The 24,747-nt window shown below is 66.3% G+C and carries 26 protein-coding genes; 19 read left to right on the top strand and 7 right to left on the bottom strand.

What is annotated here, in order from left to right:
- The first annotated feature begins 17 nt into the window (after positions 1-17).
- The 5 genes from sufC to AQZ59_RS01960 are packed head-to-tail and all read left to right on the top strand — an operon-like array spanning position 18 to position 3,217.
- The gene (sufC, locus tag AQZ59_RS01980) at positions 18-767 is read left to right on the top strand and encodes a Fe-S cluster assembly ATPase SufC (RefSeq protein WP_062612649.1); all 750 of its coding nucleotides are present in this window, start codon (positions 18-20) and stop codon (positions 765-767) included.
- Positions 767-2,080 (top strand): cysteine desulfurase, encoded by a 1,314-nt coding sequence (locus AQZ59_RS01975; protein WP_062612647.1) that lies wholly within the window; start codon positions 767-769, stop codon positions 2,078-2,080. Before sufC ends, AQZ59_RS01975 begins: the two co-directional genes overlap by 1 nt.
- 4 nt (positions 2,081-2,084) lie before the next feature.
- Positions 2,085-2,525, top strand: a complete 441-nt coding sequence (gene sufU / locus AQZ59_RS01970) for a Fe-S cluster assembly sulfur transfer protein SufU (protein WP_062612645.1) — start codon at positions 2,085-2,087, stop codon at positions 2,523-2,525.
- A gap of 15 nt (positions 2,526-2,540) precedes the next feature.
- A complete protein-coding gene (locus AQZ59_RS01965; protein ID WP_062612643.1) occupies positions 2,541-2,864 on the top strand; it encodes a metal-sulfur cluster assembly factor in 324 nt (107 codons plus the stop codon).
- On the top strand, positions 2,861-3,217 hold the full coding sequence (locus tag AQZ59_RS01960) for a rhodanese-like domain-containing protein (RefSeq protein ID WP_062612641.1): 357 nt from the start codon (positions 2,861-2,863) through the stop codon (positions 3,215-3,217). The genes AQZ59_RS01965 and AQZ59_RS01960 overlap by 4 nt, the downstream gene beginning before the upstream one ends.
- A 5-nt stretch (positions 3,218-3,222) precedes the next feature.
- On the opposite strand, the gene ypfJ is transcribed toward AQZ59_RS01960, so the two are convergent.
- Positions 3,223-4,101 (bottom strand): KPN_02809 family neutral zinc metallopeptidase, encoded by an 879-nt coding sequence (gene ypfJ, locus AQZ59_RS01955; protein WP_062612639.1) that lies wholly within the window; start codon positions 4,099-4,101, stop codon positions 3,223-3,225.
- Positions 4,102-4,197: 96 nt separating this feature from the next.
- On the opposite strand from ypfJ, the gene AQZ59_RS01950 reads away from it, so the two are divergent.
- From AQZ59_RS01950 to AQZ59_RS01940, 3 genes are all read left to right on the top strand, one after another.
- Positions 4,198-5,814: an ABC-F family ATP-binding cassette domain-containing protein gene (locus AQZ59_RS01950; RefSeq protein WP_062612637.1), complete on the top strand. Its 1,617-nt coding sequence runs from the start codon at positions 4,198-4,200 to the stop codon at positions 5,812-5,814.
- Between the two features lie 125 nt (positions 5,815-5,939).
- Positions 5,940-6,302, top strand: coding sequence for a SixA phosphatase family protein (locus AQZ59_RS01945; RefSeq protein ID WP_062612634.1), 363 nt, complete (start codon positions 5,940-5,942; stop codon positions 6,300-6,302).
- A 364-nt stretch (positions 6,303-6,666) separates the two neighbouring features.
- Positions 6,667-6,984 (top strand): hypothetical protein, encoded by a 318-nt coding sequence (locus AQZ59_RS01940; protein WP_062612632.1) that lies wholly within the window; start codon positions 6,667-6,669, stop codon positions 6,982-6,984.
- A gap of 75 nt (positions 6,985-7,059) precedes the next feature.
- Here the strand turns inward: AQZ59_RS01940 and AQZ59_RS09045 are convergent, their stop codons facing one another.
- From AQZ59_RS09045 to glgC, 3 genes are all read right to left on the bottom strand, one after another.
- On the bottom strand, positions 7,060-7,260 hold the full coding sequence (locus AQZ59_RS09045; RefSeq protein WP_101923495.1) for a DUF6767 domain-containing protein: 201 nt from the start codon (positions 7,258-7,260) through the stop codon (positions 7,060-7,062).
- 4 nt (positions 7,261-7,264) lie between these two features.
- Positions 7,265-8,191, bottom strand: coding sequence for a phosphoserine phosphatase SerB (gene serB, locus AQZ59_RS01935; protein ID WP_236698634.1), 927 nt, complete (start codon positions 8,189-8,191; stop codon positions 7,265-7,267).
- A gap of 97 nt (positions 8,192-8,288) precedes the next feature.
- Entirely contained in the window at positions 8,289-9,536 is a 1,248-nt protein-coding gene (gene glgC / locus AQZ59_RS01930) for a glucose-1-phosphate adenylyltransferase (protein WP_062612629.1), read from the bottom strand.
- A gap of 107 nt (positions 9,537-9,643) precedes the next feature.
- On the opposite strand from glgC, the gene glgA reads away from it, so the two are divergent.
- From glgA to AQZ59_RS01905, 5 genes are all read left to right on the top strand, one after another.
- A complete protein-coding gene (glgA, locus tag AQZ59_RS01925) occupies positions 9,644-10,852 on the top strand; it encodes a glycogen synthase (RefSeq protein WP_062612627.1) in 1,209 nt (402 codons plus the stop codon).
- Between the two features lie 73 nt (positions 10,853-10,925).
- A complete protein-coding gene (locus AQZ59_RS01920; protein ID WP_062612623.1) occupies positions 10,926-11,714 on the top strand; it encodes an ABC transporter ATP-binding protein in 789 nt (262 codons plus the stop codon).
- 59 nt (positions 11,715-11,773) lie between these two features.
- Positions 11,774-12,208: an NfeD family protein gene (locus AQZ59_RS01915; RefSeq protein ID WP_062612621.1), complete on the top strand. Its 435-nt coding sequence runs from the start codon at positions 11,774-11,776 to the stop codon at positions 12,206-12,208.
- A 17-nt stretch (positions 12,209-12,225) separates the two neighbouring features.
- On the top strand, positions 12,226-13,332 hold the full coding sequence (locus tag AQZ59_RS01910) for an SPFH domain-containing protein (RefSeq protein ID WP_062612618.1): 1,107 nt from the start codon (positions 12,226-12,228) through the stop codon (positions 13,330-13,332).
- A gap of 72 nt (positions 13,333-13,404) precedes the next feature.
- Positions 13,405-14,211: a TrmH family RNA methyltransferase gene (locus tag AQZ59_RS01905; RefSeq protein WP_062612615.1), complete on the top strand. Its 807-nt coding sequence runs from the start codon at positions 13,405-13,407 to the stop codon at positions 14,209-14,211.
- Here AQZ59_RS01905 and AQZ59_RS09535 read toward each other — a convergent pair.
- Positions 14,208-14,498: a helix-turn-helix transcriptional regulator gene (locus tag AQZ59_RS09535; RefSeq protein ID WP_062612613.1), complete on the bottom strand. Its 291-nt coding sequence runs from the start codon at positions 14,496-14,498 to the stop codon at positions 14,208-14,210. The genes AQZ59_RS01905 and AQZ59_RS09535 overlap by 4 nt on opposite strands.
- A 172-nt stretch (positions 14,499-14,670) precedes the next feature.
- Here AQZ59_RS09535 and AQZ59_RS09665 point away from each other — a divergent pair, with 172 nt between their 5' ends.
- Positions 14,671-16,179, top strand: coding sequence for a hypothetical protein (locus AQZ59_RS09665; protein ID WP_062612611.1), 1,509 nt, complete (start codon positions 14,671-14,673; stop codon positions 16,177-16,179).
- On the opposite strand, the gene AQZ59_RS01890 is transcribed toward AQZ59_RS09665, so the two are convergent.
- Positions 16,160-16,630, bottom strand: a complete 471-nt coding sequence (locus AQZ59_RS01890) for a tRNA (cytidine(34)-2'-O)-methyltransferase (RefSeq protein ID WP_062612608.1) — start codon at positions 16,628-16,630, stop codon at positions 16,160-16,162. The two genes, AQZ59_RS09665 and AQZ59_RS01890, sit on opposite strands and share 20 nt — an antisense overlap.
- Before the next feature lie 36 nt (positions 16,631-16,666).
- Positions 16,667-17,197 (bottom strand): YbhB/YbcL family Raf kinase inhibitor-like protein, encoded by a 531-nt coding sequence (locus AQZ59_RS01885; protein ID WP_062612606.1) that lies wholly within the window; start codon positions 17,195-17,197, stop codon positions 16,667-16,669.
- Positions 17,198-17,335: 138 nt separating this feature from the next.
- On the opposite strand from AQZ59_RS01885, the gene AQZ59_RS01880 reads away from it, so the two are divergent.
- The 5 genes from AQZ59_RS01880 to AQZ59_RS01860 all read left to right on the top strand — a co-directional run bounded on the left by AQZ59_RS01880 (position 17,336) and on the right by AQZ59_RS01860 (position 24,657).
- Positions 17,336-18,031: a hypothetical protein gene (locus AQZ59_RS01880; protein ID WP_062612605.1), complete on the top strand. Its 696-nt coding sequence runs from the start codon at positions 17,336-17,338 to the stop codon at positions 18,029-18,031.
- Positions 18,028-19,569: a DNA polymerase Y family protein gene (locus AQZ59_RS01875; RefSeq protein WP_062612603.1), complete on the top strand. Its 1,542-nt coding sequence runs from the start codon at positions 18,028-18,030 to the stop codon at positions 19,567-19,569. Before AQZ59_RS01880 ends, AQZ59_RS01875 begins: the two co-directional genes overlap by 4 nt.
- The gene (dnaE, locus tag AQZ59_RS01870; RefSeq protein WP_062612602.1) at positions 19,566-22,916 is read left to right on the top strand and encodes a DNA polymerase III subunit alpha; all 3,351 of its coding nucleotides are present in this window, start codon (positions 19,566-19,568) and stop codon (positions 22,914-22,916) included. The genes AQZ59_RS01875 and dnaE overlap by 4 nt, the downstream gene beginning before the upstream one ends.
- A gap of 72 nt (positions 22,917-22,988) precedes the next feature.
- The gene (locus AQZ59_RS01865) at positions 22,989-24,170 is read left to right on the top strand and encodes an MFS transporter (RefSeq protein WP_062612601.1); all 1,182 of its coding nucleotides are present in this window, start codon (positions 22,989-22,991) and stop codon (positions 24,168-24,170) included.
- A 28-nt stretch (positions 24,171-24,198) separates the two neighbouring features.
- Positions 24,199-24,657, top strand: a complete 459-nt coding sequence (locus AQZ59_RS01860) for a hypothetical protein (protein WP_062612600.1) — start codon at positions 24,199-24,201, stop codon at positions 24,655-24,657.
- Positions 24,658-24,747: the final 90 nt, after the last annotated feature.

The raw sequence follows: 24,747 nt of genomic DNA, 5'->3' as shown, positions 1-24,747 counted from the left end.
AGAAAAGAAGAAAACTCGTGTCTACTCTCGAAATTAAGAACCTGCACGTGTCCGTTGAGACCGCCGAGGGCCCCAAGCCGATCCTCAAGGGCGTTGACCTGACGATCGAGCACGGCGCGATCCACGCCATCATGGGCCCGAACGGTTCGGGCAAGTCTACGCTCGCCTACGCGATCGCGGGCCACCCGAGCTACACCATCACCGAGGGCGAGATCCTCCTCGATGGGGAGAACATCGTTGAGCTCACCGCCGACGAGCGCGCCAAGGCTGGCCTGTTCCTCGCCATGCAGTACCCGGTGGAGGTGCCGGGCGTGACCGTCACGAACTTCCTGCGTTCGGCCAAGACCGCGATCGACGGCGAGGCCCCCAAGCTGCGCCAGTGGGTCAAGGAGCTGGATGAGGCGATGGTGAACTTCAAGGTGGAGAAGGAGTGGGCCGGCCGCGACGTCAATGTCGGCTTCTCGGGCGGTGAGAAGAAGCGCCTTGAGGTTCTCCAGATGGAGATGCTCAAGCCGAAGTTCGCCGTCCTGGACGAGACCGACTCGGGCCTCGACATCGACGCGCTGCGCCTCGTGTCCGAGGGCGTCAACCGTGTCCATGCCACCAACGGCAACGGCATCATGCTCATCACCCACTACACCCGCATCCTGCGCTACATCAAGCCCGATCACGTGCACGTGTTCGTGGACGGCCGCGTGGCGCTCTCGGGCGGCCCCGAGCTCGCCGATCAGCTTGAGGCCGAGGGTTACGAGCGTTTCGAGAAGTAATGCACTCTGTTGCTCCGCGAGAGGATTTCCCCGTCCTGCAACGTCGTATGCAGGGCGGGGAGGCCCTCGTTTATCTTGATTCTGGCGCCACGTCGCAAAAGCCGCAGGTGGTGATCGACGCCGTCGACCGCCAGGAGCTGCACCACAACGGCGCGGTCAAGCGCGGATCCCACCAGCTGGCCGCCGAGTCCACGGAGGCCTACGAAGGGGCCCGCGCGTCGGTGGCGCGCTTTGTCGGCGCCGATACGGATGAGATCGTGTGGACGAAAAACTCCACCGAGGCCCTCAACCTCGTTGCCTACGCGTTCGACGACATCTCGCGCGGGCGCGGGGAGTCCGTGATTCGCGGCGGGCGCAAGCACGCGGAGAAGCTGCGTCGGGCTCAGGAGCGGATGACGCTGCGGGAGGGCGACAACATCGTCATCACCCGCGCCGAGCACCACGCCAACCTCATCCCGTGGCAGGAGCTGTGCCTGCGCACCGGTGCCGAACTGCGCTGGTTCGAGCTGACGGAGGACGGGCGGATCGACGTCGACCGCGGGATTGCCGACGGGATCGTCGATGAGCGCACGAAGGTAGTTGCCTACGCCCACGTGGCCAACGTGACCGGCGTCGTCGCGCCCGTGGCGCGGATCGTGGAGCTGGCGCGGGGCGTGGGCGCGGTCGTCGTCATGGACGCGTGCCAGTCGGTGCCGCACATGCCGGTGGACTTCCACGCACTCGATGTGGACTTCGCCGTCTTTTCCGGGCACAAGATGCTCGGCCCCACCGGCATCGGCGCGCTCTACGGGCGTAAGGAGCTGCTCGAGGCACTCCCGCCGTTCCTCACGGGCGGGTCGATGGTGGAGATCGTGACCATGGACAAGACCACGTTCGCGATGCCGCCGGCGCGCTTCGAGGCTGGCACGCAGCCGGTTGCGCAGGCCGTGGGCATGGGAGTGGCCGCCGACTACCTCATGAATATCGGGATGGACAGGGTCGAGGAGCACGAGGCCGCCCTCACGGCCCGCGCGCTCGAGGGGATGGCGAAGATCCCGGGCGTGCGCGTGCTTGGCCCCACCGACGCCGGCGACCGGCTCGGTATCGTCAGCTTCGACGTCGACGGCGTCCACCCGCACGACGTCGGCCAGGTGCTCGACTCGAAGGGCATCGCGATCCGGGTGGGCCACCACTGCGCCCAGCCCGTCCACGCCCACTTCGGAGTTCACGCTTCCAGCCGCGCGTCGTTCGGGCCCTACAACACGGCGGAAGAAGTCGACGTGTTCCTCGAGGTACTTTCCGGTGTACGCTCGTTCTTTGGACTAAAGGATTGAGGCGATGAACGAACTCGAACAGATGTACCAGGAGATCATTCTCGACGCCGCGCGCGAACGCCACGGCGAAGGGAGCCTGACCGACCCGGCGGGGGAATCCTTCCAGGTCAACCCCACGTGTGGCGACCAGGTCACCATGCAGGTCAACATCGAGGACGGCAAGATCGCCCTGGCCTGGGACGGGCACGGGTGCTCGATCTCGCAGGCGTCAATCTCGATCATGGCCGAGCTCGTGGACGGCAAGACGGTGGAGGAATTCGACCTGCTCTACCACACCTTCCGCCACATGATGGACCAGCAGGGCGGGGCGATCTCGGACGAGGACGCCGACCTGCTCGAGGACGCCTCGGCCTTCCAAGGCGTGTCCAAGTTCCCCATGCGAATCAAATGCGCGCTGCTGGGATGGATGGCATTGCGCGACGCAACGGACCAGGCCCTCGAGTAGGGCCAAGAATAGGAGATGGCAGTGACTCAGACACCACCGAACGTCGCAGACATCGAAGAAGCGTTACGCGACGTCATCGACCCCGAATTGGGCATCAACATTGTTGACCTCGGCCTGCTGTACGGCGTCACGCTCGATGGCAACACCGCGATCGCGGACATGACCCTTACCTCAGCCGCATGCCCGCTCACTGACGTCATTGAGGAGCAGGCGCGCCAGGCGGTGGCCGGGCTCGTGGATGACCTCCGGATCAACTGGGTGTGGCTCCCGCCGTGGGGCCCGGAGCGCATCACCGACGACGGGCGCGACCAGCTGCGAGCCCTAGGCTTCAACGTATGAGACGCGTCGCGGCTCTTGCCGCTCTCATGTTGAGCCTGAGCGCCTGCTCGTCCAATTCGCCGATCACCTCGGAGGAGTTTTCGGGCGACGCCGTGGTGATCGACGTACGCACCCTCGAGGAGTACGACGCCGGCCACCTGGATGGCGCCCTCCACCTCGATTGGAATTCCGGGGAATTCGCGTCGGGGATCGCGGAGCTCGATAAGGACGAGCAGTACCTGCTCTACTGCCGCTCGGGCAACCGCGCCGGGCAGGCCAAGGCCCACATGGAGGAGCAAGGATTCACCGACGTGGTCAACCTTGGCTCACTCGAAGAGGCCGCCGAGGCGACCGGGATCTCGATCGTCAAGTAGACGCTTTACGGATGTGCGACGCTCCAGGTGTCGCACGTTTCGTATGTGCCCCCGTTGATACCGCGGGTGAGCCACTCCATGCGCTTCTCGGCAGAGCCGTGGGAGAAGTTGTCCGGGTTGGCCTGCAGGCCCGCGTTTTCGTAGATCCGGTCATCGCCCACGGCCTGGGCGGCGTTCAGCGCGGCACGCAACTCCTCCTGGGTGGGCTGCTTCATGAACGTATTGCCGTTGGCATCGGTGGTGGTGGCGGCGTTGTGGATCCAGGCGCCCGCCAGGCAGTCGGCCTGCAGCTCGGAGCGGACCATAGAGGAGTCCTCGCCACTGGAGCGATGATCGATCTTGTTCAAGTCGCCCGTCAGCAGCTGCATGTGGTGGCCGTATTCGTGGGCAAGGATGTAAAGCTGGGCCAGCGGGGCGTTGTCCGCGCCAAGGCTTTCGAGCTGGTCGAAGAACGTGACGTCGATGTAGATCGTCTGATCGCCCGGGCAGTAGAAGGGCCCGGTTTGCGATGATCCCGCGCCGCACGCGGTGGAGACCTGGCCGGAGAAGAGGTTGAGCGAGGCCGGGCGGTAGCGGATACCCAGCTCCTCGGGGGTCTGGCGGCCCCAGAAGTCGTCGATGGAGTTCTTCCCGCCCACCATGCGGCACTCCACGTACTTGTTGGCGTCTGCGCCCGTTTGGCACATCTGCTCCAGGCTTGCCGACGTGTCTTCGCTCTGGACGGGTGCCTGGTAGGACTGGCCGAAATCGGGCAGGGTGCCGGTGAGGAGGAAGTAGATGACCACTCCCACCAGGCCAAAGCCTCCGATTCCGCCAACTGCGGCGCCGCGTCGGCCCCTGCTCACCCCGGACGTGTTGAGCTGAGCGTTGTCATTGAAGGTCATGCCAGGCCCCTTTCGTGTTCTTTGCCACGAGTCTATCCTGCCCATCCGACAAGTACTGACTCGGGCGCGCAAGCCCGCTCCCGTTAGACTGGGGTAATGATTCAGGGACTCAACGTTCACATGCGCATCGGCGAGCGCGTCCTCCTCAACGAGGTCTCCCTCAACGTCGACCGCGGCAAGCGGATCGGGCTGGTGGGGCGAAATGGCGCCGGAAAGACCACGCTGCTGCGCCTGCTGGCTGGCGAGGAGGCGAGTTCCGACGTCGTCGAACGCGGGGGAGCGATCCACCGGCGCGGCAAGGTCGGCTACCTGCCCCAGGACACCCGCGAGGGGGACCTTACGCAGATCGCGCGCGAACGGATCCTGTCGGTGCGCGGGATTGAGAAGATGATCGCCCGGATCAACCGTGCCGAGCGCGAGATGTCCACCCTCACCGGCCCCAAGCAGCAAAAGGCGATGGAACGCTACGTGCGCCTGGACGCGGAGTTCACCGCCGCCGGGGGATGGGCCACCAACTCGGAGGCCGCCCGCATCACCGCCGCCCTCGGGCTTCCCGACCGCGTGCTCGACCAGCCGCTCGAGACCCTCTCGGGCGGCCAGCGCCGGCGCGTCGAGCTCGCCCGCGTGCTGTTTTCCGACGCCGAGACCCTGCTGCTCGACGAGCCGACCAACCACCTCGACCATGATTCCATCTTATGGCTGCGCGACTGGCTCAAGGCCTATAGTGGCGGCTACGTCATCGTCTCCCACCACGTCCAGCTGCTGCAGGAGACGGTGAACACGGTGTGGTACCTGGACGCGAACCGCTCCACGCTCGACATCTACAACATGGGCTGGGACAAGTATGTGCTCCAGCGCGAGACGGACGAGAAGCGCCGGCGTCGTGAACGGCAAAACGCGCAGAAGAAGGCCGCGGCCCTCATGGCCCAGGCCGACAAGATGCGCTACAAGGCCACGAAGGCCGTGGCGGCGCAGAACATGGAAAAGCGCGCCGAGCGCATGCTCGAGGGCCTGGAGGCCGAGCGCGCGGCGGAGAAGGTGGCGAACCTGCGCTTCCCCACGCCAGCGCCGTGCGGGAAGACCCCGCTGCGCGGCGAGGGGCTGAGCAAGTCCTACGGCTCGCTCGAGGTGTTCGCGGGCGTGGACCTCGCGATCGACCGCGGCTCGCGCGTGGTGATCCTCGGCCTCAACGGCGCCGGCAAGACCACGCTGCTGCGCCTGCTCGCCCGGGTCGAGCAACCCGACACAGGCGAGGTCCAGGACGGCCACGGCCTCAAGCTCGGCTACTACGCCCAAGAACACGAGTTCATCGACACCGGCGCCAGCGTGTACGAGAACATGCGCCGCGCCGCGCCCACCGAGTTCACGGACACGGACGTGCGCACGGTGCTCGGCTCCTTCCTCTTCTCCGGCGACGACGCCGACAAGCCCGCCGGCGTCCTCTCCGGCGGCGAGAAGACGCGCCTGGCCCTCGCCACGATCGTGGCCAGCGGCGCCAACGTCTTGCTCCTCGACGAGCCGACCAATAACCTCGACCCGGCCTCCCGGGAGAAGATCCTCGACGCGCTGCGCAAGTACGAGGGCGCGGTCGTGCTCGTCACCCACGACGAGGGCGCCGTCAGCGCGCTCGAACCCGAGCGCGTGCTCCTCCTGCCCGACGGGGATGAGGACCTGTGGTCTGATGACTACATCGACCTCATGTCCTTGGCTTAGGCTGGAGCCATGCTCATCATCATGCGCCACGCTAAGGCCGGACACGGCTCGCCCGATCACGCCCGCCCGCTCACCGACCACGGACGCCGGCAGGCCGGCTTCGTCGGGGAGCGATCGACCGCGCCGTGGGTGAGGTCGACCAGCTCTTCGTCTCCGATGCCGCCCGCACCCTCCAGACCCTCGAGTCGTTGACCTCGGGCGGACTGGTCGTCAAGGAACGCTTCGTGGAGCCGAGCCTGTATTCGGCCGGCGGGGACGACGTCGTGGAGCTGCTACGCGTGGCGGCAAATGGGCGGGTGGTCATGGTGGTCGGGCACGAGCCGACCATGTCCGCCGTGTCCTACCAGCTGTGGGACCGGGTGGGCGAGGCCGGCTTCGCTTCGGGCTTCCCGACGGCGGGGGCGGTGATCTTCGGTGGCGGTCACGCGTGGGAGGAGCTATCCCTTGGTTCGCTCCCGCTGCAGGCCTTCATCCGGGCGCCGATGTAGCAACGCAAGGCGTAGCCCTGAGAGCTACGGGACGGGCGTATGCATCGTCACGAGCGTGGGCGGTATTCAGGCTCTACAGATGATTCGGTGTGCCATGGAATCACGCTAACAAGCCGCCCCTTACACGTCTGGATAGGACGCCATCATCGACTGTGGTCGGTAGATCTTCGGGCACGTTCCATACCGATTGGCTCTGGTGTAATGCCACCTCAAGATGGCAGGCCATTGAACTTCGCAATACGCACACTTCTCAGTTCAATGGGGCACATTGGGTATCATTTTGGCAAAGCCGCGCTTGTCCCGGCACGCATATGGCGACGGCATCAAAGACCAGTAGTTCTAGTACGTGGTGAAGGGCGATACTATGAAACTCAACGTCGCTCTCGCAATCGCCTTCCTCTTCGGGCTCGGCGGTGTTGCCTACGGCACGTACGTCGCATTTATTTACCAGGGCGGAACCACCGAACTCTACCCGTTCGTTATCGCGGCTGTTGCCGGCGCGATCACAGTATGTGCAGGGTGGATCAAGAGCGCGCCGTGGGCAATGGTCGTCGGTTTTAGCATCATGGCCTTGGCGCCCACGGGATTCCTGTGGATCTTCAACCTCGGGGCTGCGATCGGCGCTGGGCTGTCCGTTGTGTCATGCCGCAGAGAGTCTCCAGTGTCCTGCGGCAATAGCTAAACGCTGGGCAGATCGGTACCGAGGTAGGGCGGGTCGCGGCGCGACAGTTTTCTGGAATATACCGGTTGCCGATTGCTATATGGGTCTGGGTGGGTCCACGTTCCGGGGTTGTGTCGAGCCTCCCCGCTTGGCGCGGTTGTATTCGGCCCGGCGCGCCGCCCACTCCGCGCGCAGCTCCGGATCCTCCATGACGAGCTTGACGGTCTGGCAATCCTCCGGGCCCGTCACGTAGAGCTGGCACAGGGTGCACGGCTCCCCGAAACGCAATGGACACATGGGACTAGGCATCGATGTCCCACCCCACGAGGGCCGCGATCGCATCCAGGCGCGGGAAGCTGACCGCGCAGTCGGCCTGCTCGCGCACGATCGGCTTGCCCTGGAAGGCCACGCCGAGCCCCGCGCGTCGCATCATCGGCAGGTCGTTCGCGCCGTCCCCGGCACACAGCACCATATCCTGTTCGATGCCCCACTCGCGATCCCAGCCCTCGATCGCGGCGACCTTGGCGGCGCTGTCGATGACCGGGCCGTAGGTGCGCCCAGTGAGAGCGCCGGATTCGACCTCGAGGCCGTTCGCGACGAAGCGGTCGATCCCCTCGCGCTCCGCGAGCGGACCGACCACCTCGGTAAAGCCGCCCGAGACCAGGCCGAACCTGCCCCCGCGGGCGTGGACGGCCCTGACGAGCCTCTGCGCGCCCGGGGTCAGCTGCACCTCGGCCAGCACGTGGCCGAAAACCCCCTCGCTCACGCCGGCGAGCTTGGCCACCCGGTGGGCCAGGGACTCGGCAAAGTCGAGTTCACCGCGCATCGCGGCCTCAGTCACCGCCCGGACCTCCTCCTCGGCGCCGGCATGGGCCGCCAGCATCTCAATGACCTCGGTGGTAATGAACGTGGAGTCAACATCAGTGACGATCGCCGCCGGGCCGGCCTTCGCCATCGGGCCGGCGATGAGCGCCGAATCGATCGCAAGCGCGATCGCCGGGCCGCGCAGCTCGTCGTAGAACTCGGCACGGGAAGCGTAGCGCGAACCGTAGCTACCCGGGGCGTCCTCGTCTGGGCCGTCAAAGAGCCAGGTGTGGGCGTGCAGGCCAACTGTGGCGACCGGCCGCGCGTCGTAATCGGAGGTCACATCCTCAATCGCCAGCCGCACATGATGGCACAACGATGCCGGGATGGGGTGCGGGGCCACGAGCGAGAAACGATGCAACATGCCTCTAGGCTAGTCGCCGCGCCACATCTACGTCTCGCCATGTCACTAACAGCGAAGTGGGGGCGCCCGAGGCTACCCCCACTTTCTGCCGATGTGCTTAGTGCATCGTGACGCGCATGCCCTTCGGGACCACCACGATTCCGCCGTCGGAAATGTGGAAGCCACGAGCCCGGTCGTGTTCGTGATCGATACCCACCTGGGCGCCCTCGTCCACCTGGACATACTTGTCCAGGATTGCGCCGACCACGGTGGCGTTGCGGCCAACGTTGACGCCGTCGAACAGCACCGAATCGCGTACCGAAGACCACGAATTCACACGCACATGCGGGGAGAGCACCGAGCCGAGGACCTCGCCGCCGGAGATGATGACGCCGGGGGCGATGATCGAATCGAGCGCGTGGCCTAGGCGTTCGCGGTGACCGTAGACGAACTTGGCCGGCGGAAGGCCGGTGTAGCCGGTGTAGAGCGGCCACTTGTCGTTGTACAGGTTGAAGATCGGGTTGACCGAGATGAGGTCCATGTTCGCTTCGTGGAACATGTCGATCGTGCCGACGTCGCGCCAGTAGTTGCGATCGCGTTCGGTGGAGCCGGGCACGTCGTTGAACGTGAAGTCGTAGACGCCGCAGTCGCCGTTCTCCACGAACTTCGGCACGATGTCGCCGCCCATGTCGTGCTTGGACTCGAGGTTGTCCGCGTCCTCGTGCAACACCTGGTAAAGCGCGTCAGCGGTGACGACGTAGTTACCCATCGATGCGAGGATCTCGTTCGGGGAATCCGGCAGGCCGTCCACCTGAGCGGGCTTCTCAAGGAACTGGCGGACCATCTTCGAGTTGTTCGGATCGGTATCGATCACGCCGAAAGACGTGGACATCTCAATCGGCTGGCGAATACCGGAAATCGTCATCCCCACGCCCGTGTCGATATGCTGGCGGACCATCTGGGAGAAGTCCATGCGGTAGATGTTGTCCGCGCCCGTGATAAGGACGTAATCGGGCCGCTCGTCGTCGAGGATATTGAGCGACTGGAAGATCGCGTCCGCCGAGCCGGAGAACCACTCCTTCGACACGCGCTGCTGAGCCGGGACCGGGGAGACGTAGTTGCCCAGCAGGCTCGACATGCGCCACGTCTTGGAAATGTGGCGGTCAAGCGAGTGCGACTTGTACTGCGTCAACACCACGATCTTCAGGTAGCCCGAGTTGACGATGTTGGACAGCGAAAAATCGATGAGGCGGTACGTGCCGCCGAAAGGGACCGCCGGCTTAGCGCGATCCTGCGTAAGCGGCATGAGGCGCTTTCCTTCGCCTCCCGCAAGGACAATGGCAAGTACACGTGGATTTGATCTCATATTCCTAACCATATCCGGTTGGGCCGACGAATTTGTCCGTTCTAACGAATTGCCCAAGCTTTGACGATAGGCTTAAAGAGGCGTTCATCTTTAGGAAAGGAAACCCGATGAGAGTCGATCTGCTCACTCGCGAATACCCGCCTCACGTGTATGGCGGAGCGGGCGTACACGTCACCGAATTGGCGAAGGTTCTTCGCGCACACGCAGAGGTTCACGTCCACGCTTTCGATGGCCCGCGCGAGGAGGAGGGCGTCCACGGGTACACCAATGTGGTTGAGCTGGCCGACGCGAACGGCACGCTCAAGACGCTGGGAGTGGATCTTCTGATCGCCGACAAGACGGGGGAGGCGGACCTCGTCCACTCCCATACGTGGTATGCCAACATGGCCGGCCACCTGTCCAAGCTCATGTACGGTATCCCGCACGTCATCTCAGCCCACTCCCTCGAACCGCTGCGCCCCTGGAAGCGTGAGCAGCTCGGTGGCGGCTACGAGGTCTCGTCCTGGATCGAGAAGACCGCCTACGAGGCGGCTGACGGCATCGTGGCCGTCTCCAACGGCATGCGTGACGACATCCTGCGCGCCTACCCGAACGTGGATCCGGACAAGGTGCGGGTGATCCACAACGGCATTGACCTCGATGACTGGAAGGCCCCGCAGACGCAGGAGGAGTGGGACAAGGCCCGCGAGTACTTCCGCTCCTACGGCCTGGATCCTGATCAGCCCACGATCATCTTCGTCGGCCGCATCACGCGCCAGAAGGGCGTGCCGGGCCTGTTGCGCGCCCTGCGCTACGTGCCGGAGGAGGTGCAGGTGATCCTGTGCGCCGGCGCCCCGGATACCCCGGAGATCCTGGAAGAGACCCGGGCGCTCGTGGAGGAGCTGCAAAAGACGCGCGCCGGCGTGGTCTGGATCGACGAGCACCTACCGCATGACAAGATCGTGGCCCTCGAATCGTGCTCGACCACCTTTGTCACCCCCTCCGTTTACGAGCCGCTCGGCATCGTCAACTTGGAGGCGATGGCGGTGGGCCTGCCGGTGGTTGGCACGGCCACCGGTGGCATCCCGGACTGCATCGATCACGGCGTGACGGGCACTCTCGTCCCGATCGAGCAGAAGCAGGACGGCACGGGCACGCCGCTTTATCCGGACAAGTTCGAAAAGGACCTGGGCCAGGCGCTGGCGGACATGGTCGCTGATCCGGAGCGCGCCAAGGAGATGGGTAAGGCCGGGCGTAAGCGCGTGGAAGACCACTTCTCGTGGGAATCCATTGCGGTGAAGACCATGGCCTTCTACGACGACATCCTCGGCCGCTAAGAGTCGGACCAATCGCGAGGAGGGTCGGCGTGCGACGAGCGCGCCGGCCCTTCCGTAAACTAGGCTGGTTGATATGGGAGACGTACTTCAGGTAAGCAACGTGGTTGTCCGCCGCGGCGGGCGCCACATCATCGATGGCATTGATTGGTCGGTCAACGAAGGCGAGCGCTGGGTAGTGCTCGGCCCGAACGGCGCGGGCAAGACCACGCTCATCCGCCTCATTTCCGGGCGGATGCACCCGACGTCGGGCAAGGTGACGATCATCGGCGAACAGCTGGGGCACACCGACGTCTCCGAACTCTACCCGCTCGTGGGACTTGCATCCTCGGCGCTCGACCAGCGCATCAACGACGCCGAAACCGTGCTCAACGTCGTGCGCAGCGCGGCCTATGGCATGGTGGGCACGTGGCGCGAGTCCTACGAGGAGCTCGATGACGAGCGGGCGCTCGGCCTGCTCGATGCCCTCGGTGTTGCGGGGCTTGCCGATCAGCGGTGGGGCACCCTGTCCTCGGGGGAGCGCAAGCGCGTGGGCATCGCCCGCGCTCTCATGCCTGACCCGGAGGTGCTGGTCCTGGATGAGCCTGCCTCCGGCCTCGACCTTGGCGGGCGCGAGCAGCTGCTCACCTCGCTGTCCCAGCTGGCGGGCGGCATCTACGCGCCGGTCATCGTGCTCGTCACCCACCACGTGGAGGACATCCCGCAGGGCTTCACCCACGGCCTCCTGCTCAAGGACGGGCAGGTGGCCGCCGCTGGAGAGCTCGAGGAGGTCATGACCTCGGAGACCCTGTCGTCCGTGTTCGGTGTCGACGTCGATCTCTCACTTGACGCCGGCCGTTACACCGCACGGGCGCGGCAGTCGTAGCTCGACGGGCGCGAGCGTCAGCCTTGCACGTATACTGGAGTTGACCAAGGAGGTTATCCATGGCCTGGGGTATTTGGGCGATTATCACGGTAGCTTTGCTCATCGTTGAAACGATCACCGTTGATTTCCTGTTCATGATGTTTTCGGCCGGAACGCTCGCGGCGCTTTTCGTCTCCCTCGCGTCGCCGTCGGCCCTTGCGTTACAGATCGTCGTCTTTGGCATCATCTCTACGCTCGGTATCGCCTTCGTGCGCCCGTGGGCGCGCAGGCACGTCAACGATTCCTCGCGCGGCGAATCCAACGTTTACGCCCTCGCGGGTAGGACCGGTCAGGCCCTGTCGGATATCACCGCTAACGCCGGACGCGTCAAGATCGGCGGTGAAGTTTGGAGCGCGAAGTGCGCCGGCGAACCGATCGATGAGGGCTCGGCCGTTGTCATCCAGTCCGTGGAGGGCGCCCGCGTGGTCGTTACACCTGTCCGCAACGAGTCCTAGAAAAGAAAGTAGGAATCATGTCAGAAAACACGATTCTGCTCGCATTCCTCGCGATTCTGGCGCTGCTTGTCGTCGTCGGCATTGCGAAGTCCGTCATTCAGGTCCACCAAGGTTTCACGGTCATCATCGAGCGTCTTGGAAAGTACAACAAGACCCTCCGGCCCGGCCTTCACTTCCTCATCCCGTTCCTTGATTCGGTCCGCCAGCGTATCGACATGCGTGAACAGGTTGTGCCGTTCCCGCCGCAGCCCGTGATTACGTCGGACAACATCGTGGTCAACATTGACACGGTCATCTACTACCAGGTCACGCAGCCGGAGGCCGCCACCTACGAGATCGCCGACCCGATGTCGGCCATCGAGCAGCTGGCCGTGACCACGCTGCGAAACATCATCGGTTCGATGGATATGGAGCAGGCGCTCACGGGCCGTGACCAGATCAACGGCCAGCTACGCGGCGTTCTCGACGAGGCCACCGGCCGTTGGGGCATCCGCGTCTCGCGCGTGGAGCTGAAGGCGATCGACCCGCCGGCCACCGTCCAGTCGGCCATGGAGCAGCAGATGAAGGCCGAGCGCGACCGCCGCGCCGCGATCCTCACGGCCGAGGGCGTCAAGCAGTCTGCGATCCTCACCGCTGAGGGTGAGAAGCAGTCGGCCATCCTGCGTGCCGAGGGCGCGGCCCAGTCGGCAATCCTCGAGGCCCAGGGTGAATCCCGCGCGATCCTCCAAGTGTTCGACGCCATCCACCGCGGCAACGCCGATCCAAAGCTGCTGTCCTACGAGTACCTGAAGATCCTGCCGCAGATCGCCGATTCGCAGTCCTCGAAGCTGTGGATCGTCCCCACCGAACTCACCGCCGCTCTCGACGCCGTCACCAAGGGCTTCACCGGCCGTGGCGGGGACGAGCCGGTCACCGTGAACTTCGAGGGCCTGGACGAGGACATCGCCGATTCGCTTGCCTCCACGAGCCTGCAGGACGTGGATGAGGCGCTGGCGAGCGCCCGCGGCGAGGCGACCCGGGCGTCGTCGGAGGCGGAGGAATCCGGCACCCACTCGGGTAAGCCGTTCGATCCGCGCGCCGAGCTCGGCCAGCACCCGGATATGCCGGAGCAGAGAGGCGAGTAAGCAACAGCGAAAGGTGGCCGCCGAGAGGTGGCCACCTTTTGTGTACCCGGGCGGTGTGGCAAAGTATGATCCGTGCTCACTTACGTTGATGACCTGACCGATCCGCGCCTCGATGACTTCTTTCGCCTCACGGACGTGGCGTTGCGCAAGAAGCTGGAGACCGAGCGCGGTCTGTACCTGGCGGAGGGGGACAAGGTTATCCGGCGCGCCGTGGCCGCAGGCCATACGCCGCGCGCCGCTGTCATGACCGAAAGGTGGATCGAGTCCCTGGCCGATTTCTTCCCGGGCGACGTGCCGCAGTTCATCGTGCCCGAGGATCTGCTGACCGAGCTCACGGGCTTCCAGGTACACCGCGGCGCGATCGCCTCGATGAACCGGCCCGCGCTGCAGGGGCTGGGGGAGTTCCTCGCGCAGTGCCCGGACGCCCGGCGGATTTTTATCTTGGAGGACCTGGTCAACCATACGAACGTGGGTGCGATCTTCCGTTCGGCGGCCGCGCTCGGGGTCGACGCCGTGCTGGTCACCGACCACTGCGCCGATCCGCTCTACCGGCGCTCGGTCAAGGTGTCGATGGGCACGGTCTTCCAGGTGCCGTGGACCCGGATCGAGGGCTGGCCTCACGCGATGGCCGCGCTTGCCGACGCGGGGTGGGTAACAGCGTCGTTGGCGCTGTCGGATAACGCGGTGACGCTCGATCAGTTCGCAGCGGATATGGGCGCGGAGAAGGTGGCGATGATCTTCGGCGCGGAGGGTGACGGGCTCGCGCATGCGACGCTGGCGAAGAGTGACTACGTGGTGACGATCCCTATGGCCGGCGGGGTGGACTCGCTTAACGTGGCGGCCACGAGCGCGTTGGCGGCCTGGGCGCTACGGCCCTAGCTGCGATCCTCGACTGCCTGGTAATCGGCGAGGGCGGCCTCGAGGAGGTCGGGTACGGAGCAGTCGAAGACCTTGGCGAGTTTGATGAGCGTACTCATGCGCGGGTTGGCCGGGCTGTTCGTGCGCCGGTCGGCGCGGGCGTGCTCCATGAGCTGGTAGTGATTGCGGTTGATATCCGCCGCGAGCGCCACCTGCTCCTGGGTGAGCCCCATGCGCCTGCGGCGCTCGATGAGAGTCTTGGCGAAGGTGGAGGCAAAGGCGCGTTCGGCGGGGGAATACTCGGTCACGCGAACATGGTCCGTGTTTACCCGGCGCAGGTCAGCGGGGTATACCCGGCGTGGGTTTTCTTCAAAAAAGTTATGCACAATTCCGTTCGTGCACGCTCTATCCACATTTGGGCACTTTGCAAAAACGACGTCTTGCGATTCTCGACATGATGGTCTCGTCGAAGGGAGAAACATGGACACCATCATTCGTCGATCATTTATTTTTATCCTCGCAGCCGCACTTTTCGCTTTCGTTCCGTTCGCCGTCGCAGGCGAGCAGAGCTGGACGCGCGTGGCAACCGAACCGAGCCGGTGGGGAGCGCTGTCGAGCCCGCACGTGCCGATCGCCATCTGCACCGGTGACACCCAGCTGAACTTCAGCTACCAGCCCGGCATGGAGAAGGCCGACTTCGAATCCCGAAGCCTCACCCGCGCCGGGGAGCCCTACACGCAGCAGGGCACTGAGGTGGGGTGGAAAACCTCGATCAGTGCCTCCGACACCGGCAAGGTCGCCGCGATGTTCGACCTATGGGGCACCGAGGCCGTGGCGGGGATCGCGCCCGAGGCCTTCACCCTTGCCGTCCACGAGCTGACCGCCGATTCGCGCGGGATCGCCTCGACGTCGAAGAAGGCGTGGCAGGATCAGGCACGCAGGCTACTGGAGATAGCGGCAAAGATCGCCGGGCCGCACAAGGCCGGAGAGCTGACCTTCGCCGACGGCAAGTTGAGCGGCTTTACGGTGATCGGCCAGGCTGGCGTGCCGCTCGTGGGCGTGCCGTTTAGCGCTGAGCTTTCGGGCGCCACGTGGGAATCGACGGGAGAGGCCGTGCTCACGGGCACCACGGGCGCCGAGCAGCAGAGCTTCGCGGTCACGGCGCCGGCCTTCGGTGAGGTAACGCTCAAGGTCACCTACTCGAAGATCCCCGGCCACTCGTTCGCCACTGGCCACCACTCCGTGGCCCAGGACCTGCATATGCGCGGCGAACGCGGCGCGATCGAGCAAAACGCGGTGCTGCGCAACACGCCGAGCCAGACGAAGGTGAGCATCTCGACCAAGGCGGCCATCAAGGACTCGGGCGCAATCCGCGATCTTGTGACCGTGAGCGCCGATGAGTGGCCCAAGGTCGAGCGCATCCCCGCCACCTTTGACCTCACCGCGCGCCTCTACGGGCCGTTCGAGGAGCAGCTCGAAGAGCAAGAGGTCGTGCCGGACGGCGTGGAGGCTGCGGAAACCGTGAGCTTGAGCGTCATCGAGCCCGGCACGTACGAGGTGGTCTTCGACCACGAGCCCAGCCCCGGCTGGTACACCGTGGTGGTGGACGGCCATTTCCGCGACGACGGCGACTTCGCCGGCCTGCCGCAGGATAACGTAGCCATGCCGTTCTTCGAGCCCGATGAGACGGTGTTCGTTGAGCCCGAACCGGAACCGGAGCCGACACCCGAGCCCATGCCGGAGCCCACGCCGGAGCCGACACCTGAGTCGACACCTGAGCCGACACCTGAGCCGACACCGACTCCCGCTCCGCAGCCGAAGCCAGAACCGACTCCGGTACCGGCGCCCGAGCCGAAGCCGAGCACCCCGCCGGCCGTTCTGGCCAACACCGGCGCCTTCTCGCTGCCCTTCGCGGCGATGGCTGTGGGGCTGGCCGGCCTGGGAGTGACGCTCGTTGCGGGGGCGCGCTCTACATCGAAGCGGAGGTAAATCCTAGCTGACGCCAGGCCTCGTACACCGCGATCGAGGCGGCGTTGGCCAGGTTGAGGGAGCGCCGGCCGGGTAGCATTGGAATTCGGAGCCACTTGGTGACCCGCGGATCATCAAGCACCAATTCTGGCAGCCCGGTCGGCTCCGTGCCGAACAGGAGCACGTCGTCGTCGCGGTAGGATTCGTCGGCGAAGTTGTTGGACGTGTGGCCGGTGAAGGCGAAGATCCGCCGGTCGGGCCCGAAGTAGGCCTTGGCGTCCTCCCATGACTTGTGGATGACGAGGTCGGCCAGGTCATGGTAGTCGAGCCCGGCGCGCTTTAGGTGCGCGTCGTCGAAGGTGAAGGCGAGCGGCTCAATAAGGTGCAATCGCGCGCCCGTGCAGGCGGCCAGCCGAATGGCGTTGCCGGTGTTGCCGGGGATCTTAGGTTCATGGAAAACGAAGTTGAGCACCCGCCCAGTGTAGCGCGGGTGTTCAACTGGTCGAACCTAACGCTGGTAGGTCACCGTGAGGCGAGCGCGCGCCAGCGTATGGAAGACGGTGTGGAAGGCCGCGGCAGCCGGCGTCGTGTCCTCCGGGTCAAGCTCGAGCGAAGGCACATCGAGGGCATGGACCACGAAGATGTAACGGTGCGGGTGCACGTCGCCCGGCGGGGGAGCGGCCCCGTAGTAGGCGAACTCGCCTGCATCGTTGCGGATGTGGCTCGCCGCGCCGGGGAGCGTCAGGTCATGCTGGCCGGCGCCCTCCTCCAGGCAGGTGATGTCCGCGAGGTCGAGCACGATCCAGTGCCAATAACCCGAGGGCGTGGGCGCGTCGGGGTCAAAGCACGTGACGGCGAAACCTTGGGTCTCTGGCGGGAAGCCGGACCACTCGAGGGCGGGCGAGACGTTGTCCGCGAAGCCGAGGTGGAATTCTGGCATGACGCCGCCATCGGTGAGCGTGGGGCTTGTCAGCGTGAACGAGGGGACTGCGGGAAGAAGCTCGTAGGGATCTGGCGCGAGGGGTCGTTCAAGGTTCATGGCCCCATCATATGCGAAGTAGGTCACAGGTGGGCAGGTTCTGGCCCGTGCGTGCGGCTTGGGACTTCCCGGCGGCTAGTTTTTGTCGGGGGCCGCTCCTAAGATGAGTATCGAACATGTGTTCGAAGGGGGTGGCTGATGGATAAGCTTGCAACCGCGCGCAAAGCGCTGGCTGCGGCAGAGATGCGCGCGGGCCTGCGCGTCGTGCGCGCGCAGGAGGTGCAGGCGCAGGAGGTGCAGGCGGGAGGAACGCTGAGCGGGGAGGTGGCCTCCGATGCCTTTTCCGTTCCATCCCACCTCGTAGCCGCCCTGCCGCACGGCCTCATCCGGCGCGGGGTAGTCAGCGTGGAAGGCTCGCCCTTCCTTCTGACCTTCCTGGCCGCTCTCCTCTCTGGGCAGGAGGCCTGGATCGCCTTCCTCGGCGCTCCGGACGTGGGGTGGGCATGCGCGGAACGGCTGGGCCTGGATATGGGCCGGGTCGTTGCCGTTCCACGGATCGAGGCGCAGGGGGCCCGTGTGGTCAGCGCCGCGATCGACGGCTTTGACGCGGTGGTGCTGGGGGACGTGTCGCTTGACGCCCGCGAGCGCCGCGTGCTCCATCGGCGTGCGATGTCCAAGGGCGCGCTGTTGCTGGCGATGAACTGGCCGCAGGCCTCCGTGGGTATGCGCTGCCGGCTGGTCGGGGTGCGGGGTCTGGAGGAGGGCCACATCAGCGGCGTTGACTATGAGATCGCCACGCGCTGGGGGAGTGCCTCCGTGCGCTACGAGCGGGACGGCTGGGAGCCGGCGCGCTATGAGGGCGACCTAAGAGCGGTGGGAGGCCGGGCCTCATGATGCGGGGCAGTGTCTGGGTTCCGGACTGGCCGGTGGCCAGTGCCATCATGGCCGGCCGCGCGCTGCCGGAAGAACCGGTGGCGATCTACGCCAACCGCGTGGTCGCCGTCAACGGGGTGGCGTACGCGGAGGGCGTGCGTGAGGGGATGAAGCGGCGCCAGGCGCAGTCGGTCGCCTCCGGGTTGCATCTCATCCGGCAAGATCCGGATCTGGAGGTAGCTAGTTTCGAGCGGGTTGTGCGGGTGTGCGAGGAACACATCGCCTACCTCAGCGTGCTCGAACCCGGCCTCATCACCTTCCTCGCGCGTGGGCCGGTGGGAGCGGCTGGTAGCGTGCGGGCGCTGTCGGAGAACCTGGTGGGGGACATCGCGCTTCACACCGGTCTAGAAGCCCACGTCGGATTCGGGGACGGGTTACTCACCTCCATCCTGGCCGCGCGGACGGATGCCCACGTCCGCCACGCGCCCCCGTTCCTCGACGCCCACCCGGTCGGGGCGATCCTTCACGGGGCGGCCACGGCGCGATCGCGGGAGCAGATGCGCGCCTTCGTCGGCGCGATGGAGAACCTAGGAGTGCTTACCATCGGGGATCTTCGCCGGCTGGACCGGGCCGCCCTGCTCACCCGTTTCGAGGTGGCCGGGAGGGTCCTGTCGTTGATTGACGGGGGAGAGCCGGAGCGGGACGGGGCAAGCTACGGCGTGCAGGAGCTGGTGGTGGAACGGGAGGCGGATCCGCCGTTGGCCAACCTCGACCAGGCGGCCTTCCTGGCACGTCAGATGGGGGAGGAGCTGGCCGAGGCCCTCACCCTCCGGGGCGTGATCGCCCGCGAGCTGACGATCTACACCCGCAGTAGCGTGGAACGCCGACGTGCCTGGTCGCTCGACGCGGCCAGCGCTAAGGACATCTCTGACCGCGTGCGCTGGCAGCTGAGCGCCTGGATGTCCGAGGAGCAGCACGGGATTTCCCGCATTTCGATCGCCGCCAGCGCGATTCTGCCCGCGGGCCGTGCCCAGGGCGCGCTGTGGGGTTCGGATCGTGCCAGTGCGGATGCGGCCGCGCGGGCGGTGAGCCGCATTCAGAGCCTACTGGGGGAGGATTCCGTGTTGGCTCCGGAGCACGTGGGTGGGCGCCACCCCCTGGAGGCGCATCAGATGCGGCTGTGGGAGCAGGCGCCCTCCGATACCCTGCGGGCCGATCCGTGGCCGGGCCGTCTCCCTGAACCCTGGCCCAGCTTCGTCAAGGCAGCGCCGGAGAAGATCGCGGTGCTTGACGCGCGCGGGCACGACTGCGCGCTCACCGCGTTGGGGACTTTCTCCTGCGCTCACGGGTGCGCCCATCCACGCCCCGCAGCGCTGGTGGCAGGCGGGGCGCCGGAGCCGCTCGTCACGGCGGCTGGGCCGTGGTTGCAGGCCACGGGGTGGTGGGTGCCGGCCTCGGAGCAGCGCAAGGCGTGGATGGAGTTCGCCGATTTACGCGGGCGCGGCTACCTCGCCTATCGGGAGGGTGGGCAGTGGTGGCTGGCGGGGGTGTACGAATGATTCCCTACGCCGAACTTCACGCGCACTCGGCCTACAGTTTCCTCGACGGGGCCTCGATGCCGGCCGATCTGGTCGAGCGGGCGGTGGAACTCGAGCTGAGCGCCCTGGCGCTCACGGACCACGACGGGCTGCCCGGTGTCGTGCAGCTGGCGAGCGCGGCGCGGCGGCACGGCCTGCCCACGGTGATCGGCTCCGAGATCACGGTGGGTGGCCGGCCCCGGCCGGGGCAGAAAGATCCGGACGGGGATCACCTCATCGTCCTGGCGCGCGGCGCGGAGGGCTATCACGCCCTGTCGCGCACGATCGGCGAGGCGATGCTGGCCTCGGGGGAGAAGGGCCACGCCGCTCACACCCTCGAATCGCTCGCGGCGGGGGCGACGGACTGGCAGATTCTCACCGGATGCCGCAAGGGTGGGGTACGCCGAGCGCTTGAGCGGGAGCCGGGGGTGTGGGCGGTGGATGCCGCCCGCGGGTACCTTTCCACCCTCACCGCGCTCTTCGGCGCGGAGTCCGTGGCGGTGGAGATCACGCACAATAACCAGCCCTACGATCGCGAACGCAATCGGCTCCTTGTTTCCCTGGCCAAGGAGGCGGGACTGCGGGTGGTGGCCACGGGCAACGTCCACGCCGCCCGTGCGTCGGACGCGGTGCTCGCTGACGTGCTGGCCTCCACGCGTGCGAACCGGCCACTCGAGGAGTACCGGAGCTGGCTGCCGGCCTGGCCTGCCTACCTCAAGTCGGGCGAACAGATGCTTGCCCTGCACGCCGAACATCCCGGTGCTATCGCGGCGGCCGCGGAGATTGGGGAGGAGTGCTCCTTTGACCTCACCCTCGTGGCACCGGACCTACCGCCGTTCCCCACCCCACCGGGTCACACCGAAGCCACCTGGCTGCGCCACCTCACGGAGCAGGCGGCGCTTAGCCGGTACGGGAGCCGGCAGGCCCACCCGCGTGCCTGGCGGCAGATCGACCACGAACTGGGGGTGATCGAGCAGCTGCACTTCCCCGGATACTTCCTCATCGTCCACGAGATCGTCTCTTTCTGCCACGAGCAGGAGATCTGGTGCCAGGGGCGCGGCTCGGCGGCGAACTCGGCGGTCTGCTTCGCGCTCGGGATCACGGCGGTGGACGCCGTGCGCCACCGCATGCTCTTCGAACGCTTCCTCTCGCCCGGGCGCTCTGGGCCGCCGGATATTGACCTGGATATTGAGGCCGGTCGGCGCGAGGAGGTCATCCAGCACGTCTATGCCCGCTACGGACGCAGGCACGCAGCTCAGGTGGCCAACGTCATCACCTATCGGCCACGTTCGGCTATTCGCGACGCGGCGCGCGCCCTGGGGTATGACGCGGGGCAGGCGGACGCGTGGGCGAAGTCGGTCGAGCGCCGGGCGTCCGATGCCCGCTCGCGGGCGCCGGAGCTGGCCGGGAGCCCGAAGCGGCGGCCGGGATCGGAGCCGGAGGTAAAAGAGCGCGCGCCGGAGGCAGAAGAGCGCGCGCCGGGCTCACAGGTGGAGGGAGAAGAGATCACGTCGGAGGCCGGGGCGCGGTTCGCGCTGCGCTGGGGGATCGAATCCGAGGTGCCGGAACGGGTGGTGCAGATCGCTGGTCGGCTCCAGCGCCTGCCTCGCCATCTCGGCATCCACTCGGGCGGGATGGTGCTGTGCGATAGGCCGGTGATCGAGGTGTGCCCGGTGGGCTGGGCGCGCATGGAGGGCCGGAGCGTCCTGCAGTGGGATAAGGATGACTGCGCCGAGGCGGGGCTGGTGAAGTTCGACCTGCTCGGGCTGGGGATGCTCAGCGCCCTACGCATCTCCTTCACCGAGCTCACCGAGCGCGGCGTGCGGGCTGCGGATGGTCAGCCGCTGGGCTTGCACAACATCGACCAGGAGGACGGGCGGGTCTATGACTTGCTGTGTGCGGCGGACACGATCGGGGTGTTCCAGGTGGAGTCACGGGCGCAGATGGCCACCCTCCCGCGCATCCAACCGCGCACGTTCTACGACATCGTGATCGAGGTAGCCCTCATTCGGCCCGGCCCGATCCAGGGCGGCTCGGTCAACCCCTACATCAACCGCCGCCGCGGGCGCGAACCGGTCACCTACGCACACCCGCTCCTCAAGGGCGCGCTGGAAAAGACGCTCGGCGTGCCCCTCTTCCAGGAGCAGCTCATGCAGATCGCGATCGACGCGGCCGGCTTCACCCCGGCACAGGCCGACCAGCTGCGCAAGGCGATGGGAGCCAAGCGCAGTCATGACCGGATGCGGGATCTGCGCGGGGATCTCATGGCCGGGATGGATGAGCGCGGGATCGGCCCGCGGGTGCGCGAGGAGATCTACACCAAGCTGGAGGCCTTCGCCGAGTTCGGCTTTCCCGAGTCGCACTCCTTTTCCTTCGCCTACCTTGTCTACGCGAGCGCCTGGCTCAAGGTTCACCACCCCGAAAACTTCTACGCGGGCATCCTCGCGGCCCAGCCCATGGGCTTCTACTCGCCGCAGACCCTGGTGGCCGACGCGCGGCGGCACGGCGTGCTCGTCTTGCCGGTGGACGTGTGCTTTTCAGAAGAGCACTCGTGCGTGGAGGTCACCCCGGAGCGGAAGGTGAGAGCCCACCCGTTGGTGAGCGTTGATCCGCGCCGGGGCCTGCGGCTAGGCCTATCGAACATCAAGGGTTTGAGGGCCACTGAACGCATCCTCGCCGCCCGCGCGCAGCGCCCGTTTGATTCGGTGGCGGACCTGGCCCGCCGGGCCAAGCTCACCACGCCGGAGCTGGAGAAGCTCGCGGCGGCCGGCGCGCTGACCAGCCTGGGGATGACACGCCGGGAGGGAATCTGGGCGGCCGGGGCCCTGGCCTACACGGGCAAGAGGCTCGGCGATTCCTTCCAGCCCAGCCTGCCCGGGCTGCACGTGGGCGCCACGCCGCCGCGCCTGCCCCGCATGAGCCCGGTGGAGGAGAATATGGCCGAACTGCGATCCACGGGTATCTCAGTGGGCACTCACCCCATGGACTTCCTGCGCCCATCGCTGACCGAACGTGGGGTGGTGCGTATCGCGGACCTATCCCGCTACGAGCCGGGGGAGCGGATCCGCGTGGCGGGGATTGTCACCCACCGCCAGCGCCCGCACACGGCCTCCGGCATCACCTTCCTCTCCCTGGAGGACGAGTCGGGCTTGCTCAACGTGGTGTGCTCGGTGGGGCTATGGGAGAAGCACCGCAAGGTGCTACGCACCTCCCAAGGCCTGATTATCCGCGGCGTGGTGGAGCGGGCGGATGACGTGATGAACTTCGTTGCCGACGGGGTCGAACGCCTCGAGCTGGCGGTCCCGCTCCCGTCGCGGGACTTCCGCTAACGCGAACGCGGGTGAGCGTCGGCAGAGAGGAAAGGAGAAAAGCATGAATGCGATTGACGTATAGTCCGAGGCATGGGTCAACTTGTTCGCCGCGGAACACCCGACTACGGGCGCGCGCTCGGCGCGCTGTTCTGCATTGGGATCGGGGCGTATGCCCTGACGTATGCGCCCCAGCCGCTGCTGCGCGTGATTGGCGACGAGTTCGGGGTAGGAGCCTCGCAGTCGGCCCTGCTGCTCTCGGCCGCCACGTTCGGCCTGGCTATATCCGTGCTGTTCTGGGGAGCGGTCTTAGCGCGCGTGTCCGAGCGGCGCCTCATCATCGGGGGTCTGGCGGGTGCCGTGCTCGTCTCGCTCGCCATCCCGCTCACTCACGCGTGGGGCGTGATTGTGGCGCTGCGCGTGGCGCAGGGGATCGCGCTCGGCGCGCCTTTCACCGCGGCACTCGCCTGGGTGGGCCGCCACGTTGAGCTGTCATCGGTTGCCCAGGTCTCCGGTCTCTACATTGCCGGCACCACCGTGGGTGGGATGGCAGGCCGCCTCCTGTCCGGATTCGTCAACGAGGTGACGGACAACTGGCGCATCGGCCTGGCCGCTGTCTCGCTCGTCTCCGCCGTGATGGGCGGGCTAGCCCATCTCCTCCTTCCAGCAACGAAGGGACGCGCGGCGGGGGAGTTGCCGCCCCCGCGCCCGGAGAGTCCGTGGCGAAAGCGCCAGCGGCTGCTGGCCTACCTGTTCGCGTTCGTCGGCATGGGCACGTTCGTCGGCCTGTACAACGTGGTGGTCTACCGGGTCTCCGAACCGCCGCTGAGTTTGGGCACGTCGGTCACATCGCTCCTCTTCCTCGGCTACCTCGCCGGAACGGTGACCTCAGCACGGGCGGGCCGCCTCATCGCGCGCGTTGGTGCCCGCGGGGCGATGATCGCGGGCACGGCCACCATGGCGCTGGGGATCGCGCTGCTCATCCAGCCCACGGTCTACACTCTGTGGCCGGGCCTGTTCATCATATGCGGAGGCTTCTTCGCGATGCACTCGATCCAGTCCGGGCGCGCCACGAGCCTGCACCCGAAACCGGGGATCGGATCGGGCCTATACCTCACGCACTACTACGGCGGTTCCTCGCTAGGTGGAATCTTGTTCGGCCTGGCGTGGGACTTGGGCCGCTGGCCGGCCGCGCTGGGATTGGCGTTCGCTTGCCTTGGCGTCGTGGCACTGTTTGCCTTGCTGAGCTCGAACGCGGAGCCTGCCTCACGCTAGAATGTGAGGCAGACGAAAGGGGCCAGGCATGGGCAAAATGAAGATGCTTTTGAAGATCGCGACGACGGCGGGGCCGGTGGTCTTCGAGGTTGTTCGCAAGTACGGCCCGCAGATCCGCAAGCTCATGGATGACAACCCGGACTTCTTCGATAGCCTCAAGGGCCGCCTCGGCGCGCTGGCGGGGGTGTCAAAGGTGAAGCGGGGAGCGCCGCGGTTGCAGACCCGCATCGAGGTGCTCCGCCAGCAGACCACCTACCTTTACGGCACGGCGAACAACGCCTCCGTGGCGGAGCAGGCCACGGCGTGGCGGCGCGAGCTGGACGGGTTGGAGAACTCCCTGCCGGTCGTGTCCTCGATGAAGGGCAAGGTGCGCCGGGGTAACATGCGCCACCTCGAGGAACGCCTCGATTCTCTCTCGGCCAAGATCCTCGCCCTCACGCTCGAAGACGACATCGAGGACGCCGAGGTCATCGACGACGCCCGCTAGGTTCACGACACCTCCCGCTGCTGACGATCTGCACCGCGGGTCACGGGGAGATCGGCCCGTGAGTTTTGACGCCGATCGGTACCGGGGCTG

The organism is Trueperella bernardiae (assembly GCF_001469025.1).
Taxonomy (GTDB): Bacteria; Actinomycetota; Actinomycetes; order Actinomycetales; family Actinomycetaceae; genus Trueperella; species Trueperella bernardiae.
The sequence above is the reverse complement of the archived record's forward strand: the minus strand, read 5'-3'. Positions and strand labels throughout refer to the sequence as shown.